The sequence below is a fragment of the uncultured Campylobacter sp. genome (assembly GCF_938045405.1).
In the GTDB taxonomy this organism is placed as follows: Bacteria; Campylobacterota; Campylobacteria; order Campylobacterales; family Campylobacteraceae; genus Campylobacter_B.
The window spans coordinates 1-4,836 of sequence record NZ_CALIMW010000088.1 but is presented as its reverse complement, the minus strand read 5'-3'; the positions used below and the strand labels follow the sequence as shown (position 1 = coordinate 4,836).

At 45.6% G+C, this 4,836-nt stretch carries 6 protein-coding genes; 2 read left to right on the top strand and 4 right to left on the bottom strand.

The genetic code is table 11. From position 1 onward, the window contains the following. The first annotated feature begins 272 nt into the window (after window positions 1–272). The gene (locus Q0140_RS03270) at window positions 273–425 is read left to right on the top strand and encodes a hypothetical protein (protein ID WP_297961834.1); all 153 of its coding nucleotides are present in this window, start codon (window positions 273–275) and stop codon (window positions 423–425) included. An 89-nt stretch (window positions 426–514) separates the two neighbouring features. On the opposite strand, the gene dctP is transcribed toward Q0140_RS03270, so the two are convergent. From dctP to Q0140_RS03250, 4 genes are all read right to left on the bottom strand, one after another. Next, window positions 515–1,708, bottom strand: coding sequence for a TRAP transporter substrate-binding protein DctP (gene dctP / locus Q0140_RS03265; protein WP_297917838.1), 1,194 nt, complete (start codon window positions 1,706–1,708; stop codon window positions 515–517). A 1,040-nt stretch (window positions 1,709–2,748) separates the two neighbouring features. Continuing rightward, window positions 2,749–2,991: a hypothetical protein gene (locus tag Q0140_RS03260; RefSeq protein WP_297961831.1), complete on the bottom strand. Its 243-nt coding sequence runs from the start codon at window positions 2,989–2,991 to the stop codon at window positions 2,749–2,751. Continuing rightward, a complete protein-coding gene (locus Q0140_RS03255) occupies window positions 2,981–4,033 on the bottom strand; it encodes a 3'-to-5' oligoribonuclease B (protein WP_297961828.1) in 1,053 nt (350 codons plus the stop codon). Before Q0140_RS03255 ends, Q0140_RS03260 begins: the two co-directional genes overlap by 11 nt. Further along, window positions 4,030–4,443, bottom strand: coding sequence for an Rrf2 family transcriptional regulator (locus Q0140_RS03250; RefSeq protein WP_297961825.1), 414 nt, complete (start codon window positions 4,441–4,443; stop codon window positions 4,030–4,032). Before Q0140_RS03250 ends, Q0140_RS03255 begins: the two co-directional genes overlap by 4 nt. A gap of 104 nt (window positions 4,444–4,547) precedes the next feature. Between Q0140_RS03250 and rpsO the strand changes: the two genes are divergently transcribed. Beyond that, on the top strand, window positions 4,548–4,820 hold the full coding sequence (gene rpsO / locus Q0140_RS03245; RefSeq protein ID WP_005871877.1) for a 30S ribosomal protein S15: 273 nt from the start codon (window positions 4,548–4,550) through the stop codon (window positions 4,818–4,820). The last annotated feature ends 16 nt before the right edge of the window (window positions 4,821–4,836 follow it).

The window sequence follows — 4,836 nt, the reverse complement described above, 5'->3', positions numbered from 1 at the left end:
ATAACGCAAATGCGATTTTTGTGATTTTGATAGATGAATGCAAAAGGCTCATAGGCTTTTTTAAAATGCTAGACGCGGCTTTTAGTCTTAATGGTCGCAAATACCGGTTTCTAGCATAACCGGAGTAGTTTCGCGCTCCGTCTGAAATCCATAAATTTTGATTTTAAAATTTTAGATTTAAAATTCCGAATTCCGCCGTGCTTGGAGCTCGGAATTTTTATAATTTTATTTTATCGCGTGTTTTTGGCGTTCTATTTTCACGCGGGAGCCCTTTGCTATGCCAGATCGCGCTGCTTGCGATGTTAAAGCTATTACGCCAAAGCTTCTGCCTGCTTGCGGATGAGATTTATGAACTGGGCTCTGATATTGAAGCTATTGTGCTAAAGCTGCTGCGGCAGAATTCCATTTACTTTATGCAAAAATAGTTAAAATTTCTGCCGCTTGTCGCTCCTGAGCTACTTATTGTGCCAGATCTGTTCGTCGCACCTTATTTTTATCGCTCGCAGCGCCCGCTTTACTTTGTCGCGCCTAAATTTTTGCTGTCAGTCGCGTTAGAATCGCTCGCAGCGCCGTGATTTTCGCTGCTTGCAGAATCTGAGCTCGTCGCACCGCTAGAGCCTGCGGAGATTGGATTTGCTGCACTTTCGCCTGCGATGCCGCTTACGTTATTTATGTAGGCTACGGTGCTTATTTTATTCCATTCTCTGCCGATTTTCAAAAATGCGCGCTGGCTGTCTAGGATCTCTTTAAACATCGGATCTTTCGCCGCTTCCTCGTCTAAGATTTCATTCGTTGCTTTTTTAAGCGCGGCTATCACGTCTGCAGGGAAGTCACGCACCTGCACATCCGGAAACTGCGCTTTTAGCTCCGCCCAAATGCGAGCGTTTTCATAAAAGCCCTTATTTTGGAAGTTCTCTCCGGCAAGTCTTGCTGCAGCCTCTAAGATCGCTTGAAGATCCGCAGGCAGCTTCTCTAGCGCCTTTTGATTTACCAGCAGCTGGCAGTCTCCCATAGGCTCTTGCCAGCCTGTGTAGTAGTATTTAGCCACTTTGTGAAATCCAAGTGGCATATCATAGACAGGGCTTACCCACTCGACCGCGTCGATCGTACCCATCTCTAACGCCATAAATAGCTCGCCCGTAGGCACCGTGTTTATAGTGGCACCCAGCTTGCTCATCACCTCTCCGCCTAGCCCTGGTATGCGGAATTTAAGCCCTTGCAAATCTGCAACCGAGTTGATCTCTTTTTTAAACCAGCCGCCCATTTGCATGCCGGTAGATCCCATCAAAAAGGTCTTCATGCCGTATTGTGCGAACATCTTATCATTAAGCTCTCGCCCACCACCATAGTAATACCACGCGTGCTGCTCATCAGTAGTCATACCGAAAGGCACCGCCGTCCAGAGCATAGTTTTAGCATCTTTGCCTTTATAATAATAAAGCGAAGTATATCCTAGATCGTATTGACCGCTTTTGACGAAGTCGAATATGCCAAAGCTTGCCTTGTGCTTGCTCGGCGTATCGATGCGGATCTGAAGCCTACCACCACTAAGGCTTTCGGCATAGTTTTTAAAATCCTCGGCGGCAGCGCCCAAAACGGGCGTAGTCGCCTCCCACGTACTAGCAAGTCTTAGGCGATAGACCTTATCGTCGCCGAAAAGCTGCGAGCCCAAAAGCATGAGACATGCAAACAAAAAAATCTTTTTCATTTCTATCCTTTCATAAAGTTTTAAATTCATAAAATTTCAAAATTTAGCGCGCCGCCGGCTTAAAATTTAATCGCGCTCTGCGTCACTGCTACGAAGTTCTGCTTCACGGTGCCTATTTTATCGACACGTTGCTTTGCTATTCTATTTTACGACGCTTCATCTTATAGGCACCTTGCTCTGCAAATGTCTTATTCCGCGACATTTTACTTCTTAGCGCCCTGCCCAAGCTTTTTATTTTACTATGCCTGGCTTTGCGACGATAGAGTGCCGCGTTCGTTTAATTTCGCTACGTTCGGATGTTACCACACCTGCACCATATCTAGCGATAATATTTTATCAAGCGCGCTTGCTTAAAAGCCTCTGGCAGCAGACCTATTTTGCTTAGAAACAACAAAAGTATCTTAAAATGCTATCTTTGCGCCTTTGCAGATAAAATTCTCTTTTTCTTTCAAAGCGAGCTTTGTCATTATCGGCAAGCTTAGACGCTATGCCATTTTTTGATCTTAGACGGCAGAATCGTGCTTTTAAATTTAAAATTCCGCAATCTGCGTGATCTTCGCGCCACACTGGCAAGCAAAGATTTAGCCTTTATATTTAAATTTTGCGCCTTAGTTGAGCGCAAAATTCCGCGCGAAGCCTAGATTAGAATTTTACGCAGAGCTGCCCCGCGTTGTCTAAAATTTCTTATAAAATTCCGTGCCGCAAAATGCACTTAAAATTTTAAATTTGCTATTGCGCGGAATTTCTTAGCGTAAATTCTAAGCCTTGAAATTTTGCTCTTGTTTGACAGCATAAAATTTTAAAACAAAATTCTACAGCCCCATGCCTTAAAATTTTATTCGCAAAGCTTGTTTGCTAAATTTTAAAATTTTAAGTCTAAACCCGTAAAATTCCGTATTTTGCGTTTTAAAATTCTATTTCGCAAAATTTTATCTCGCAGATTTCGCTCTATAAATTTCCGCGCTAAATGAAATTTTACTCCGCATAGTTTGCGCTTCGTAAAATTCTAGCTCGCAAAATTTTGCTTAAAATTCCGCGAGCTAGCCCTTATTTTCAAATAACTCCGCGTGTTTGCCGCGTAAAAACTCGACCACGGCGATCACCTCGTCCGCACCGCTGGCATCCGAGTTCGCAAGCACCGTGTCGATGTTTTCGATATACAGCTGCGCCGCGTCGGCGAGCCGCTCGCGCTTCACGCCAGCATAAAGCAGCATCGCGTCAAGCAGGATATTGATCTCGTAGATGAGGTCTTGCTCAGCGATTTTTTCGTCATTAGTTTTCATCTTCTTCCTTTGAAATTTGAGTTTTTTTCTCGATTAGACCCACGATTTGCGCCTTTACGGCTTCGTACGAGCTCGCGTCTTTAAAGCCTGCAAACATCCCGCCGCTCGCGTTTACGTGTCCGCCGCCGCCGAGGAGCAGCTTTGCCATTTCGCTAACGTCGGTTTTGCCGTCGGCGCGGAAGCTGAGCGTTTTTTTGCTCGTTACGTCGATGAAAAAATCAATGTCCGGGTTTTGCGTCAAAAAATCGTTGCCGATGACGCTTACGTTGCCGATATTGTAGGTCAAAATGCCCTTTTTACCGAGGTAGCTGATCTCAAAGCGCTGCTTTTGCGTGCTTAGGCGGGCGACTACGAAATGCGAGACGAGATTGCTTAGCGTATCGTCGCGCTCGCTTTTAAAAAATTCCTTTTTTATGCCGTGCAACGCGCTATCTAGCGCTATGTGCGCGTTTGGTTCGTCTTGAAATTTAAAAATTTTTTCTAACAGGAAAAAGATATAATCCCTGCTCTCCCGCTCAAACATGATCTTATTGATCTCTTTTGCGCCCGAGACCATACCGAGGCAGACCTTGCCGAGCTCAAACTCGCTCTCGTCTTTTAGCCAGATATCCACGGCGTTTACGACGCGCACGAGTTTATCCAGCCGCGGCGAGCCGCCGAACATCGCACTGAAAAAATCATAGGTGATCTTCGTAGCGCAGCGCGAAGAGTCTAGGAAATACCACGGGAATTTTTTCGCGCACTCAAGTCCGCTTTGATGATGATCCAGAAGGATCACGCGAGCGTTGCGACATGCCAGCTCGCTGCTAAATTTCTCGCACTGCGCGGGCAGTAAATTTAGATCGGTGATTAAAACCAGGCTTTTCTCGTCCGCGTCTGCAGCGAGCCGCTCGTCGATACTAGCGAGGATGAGATCAAATTTTTCGTTTATCTCCTTGCCGTAGTTGGCGTTGAAAAATTCCACGTCGGTCAAATAGTGCGCCGCGACGAACTGCGCGCCGTAGCCGTCCAGATCGGTGTGGCTTAGGTGATATATTTTCATTTGCGTTCTTTGCCGATGATGTCTGCTAGCGTGATCGTATCCATATACTCATCGACTTTCTCTTGAAGCTCGCCGAACATTAGATTGACGCGGCACAGCGTGCGACCGTTCGGGCAGGCGTCGATCCCCTCGGCGGTGCAGTCAAATACCGTCGCCTTGCGTCTTTCGGCGCTTTTGATGATCTCGCTTAGCGTGATCTCGTCCGCATTGCGCGCGAGCACAAAGCCGCCCTTAGCGCCTTTGAAGGAATTCAAAAGTTTCGCGCGAGCTAAATTTTGTAAAATTTTAGCCAAAAAGCTGCGTGAAATTCCAAGCTCGCTAGAGATCGAATCGACATCCATCGACTCCTCCTTGCCCGCGATGCAGATCATTGAAAGCAGGGCGTATTCGCTTGCTTTTGTAAAAAGCATTTATTCTCTCCTTTGGTCTGAAAGCGTGCATTTTACACAAAGAAAGCAAAAATTTAGGTTAATTAAGTATAATCGCTTCCTATTTTACCGATCAGGAGGTCATCATGGCTTTAGACACGGCTCAAAAGGCACAGATAGTTGCGAAATTCGCTAGAAGAGAGAAAGATACAGGTTCTGCAGAGGTGCAAATCGCGCTTCTTACCGAGAGGATCACGCTTCTTACCACTCATTTGCAAGCAAATCCGAAAGATTTTTCATCTCGTTTAGGACTACTAAAGCTAGTAGGTCAGCGCAAAAGAATGATGAAATATCTTAAAAACAAAGACTACGCAGTTTACTCCAAGCTCGTTAGCGAGTTAAATTTAAGAGATAAATAAGCTCCTTTGCTCGCGG

Excerpts from the sequence above, each read along its gene's own strand:
- dctP (WP_297917838.1), bottom strand. The coding sequence starts at position 1,708 with ATGAAAAAGATTTTTTTGTTTGCATGTCTCATGCTTTTGGGCTCGCAG.
- Q0140_RS03260 (WP_297961831.1), bottom strand. The coding sequence starts at position 2,991 with ATGAAAACTAATGACGAAAAAATCGCTGAGCAAGACCTCATCTACGAG.
- Q0140_RS03255 (WP_297961828.1), bottom strand. The coding sequence starts at position 4,033 with ATGAAAATATATCACCTAAGCCACACCGATCTGGACGGCTACGGCGCG.
- Q0140_RS03250 (WP_297961825.1), bottom strand. The coding sequence starts at position 4,443 with ATGCTTTTTACAAAAGCAAGCGAATACGCCCTGCTTTCAATGATCTGC.
- rpsO (WP_005871877.1), top strand. The coding sequence starts at position 4,548 with ATGGCTTTAGACACGGCTCAAAAGGCACAGATAGTTGCGAAATTCGCT.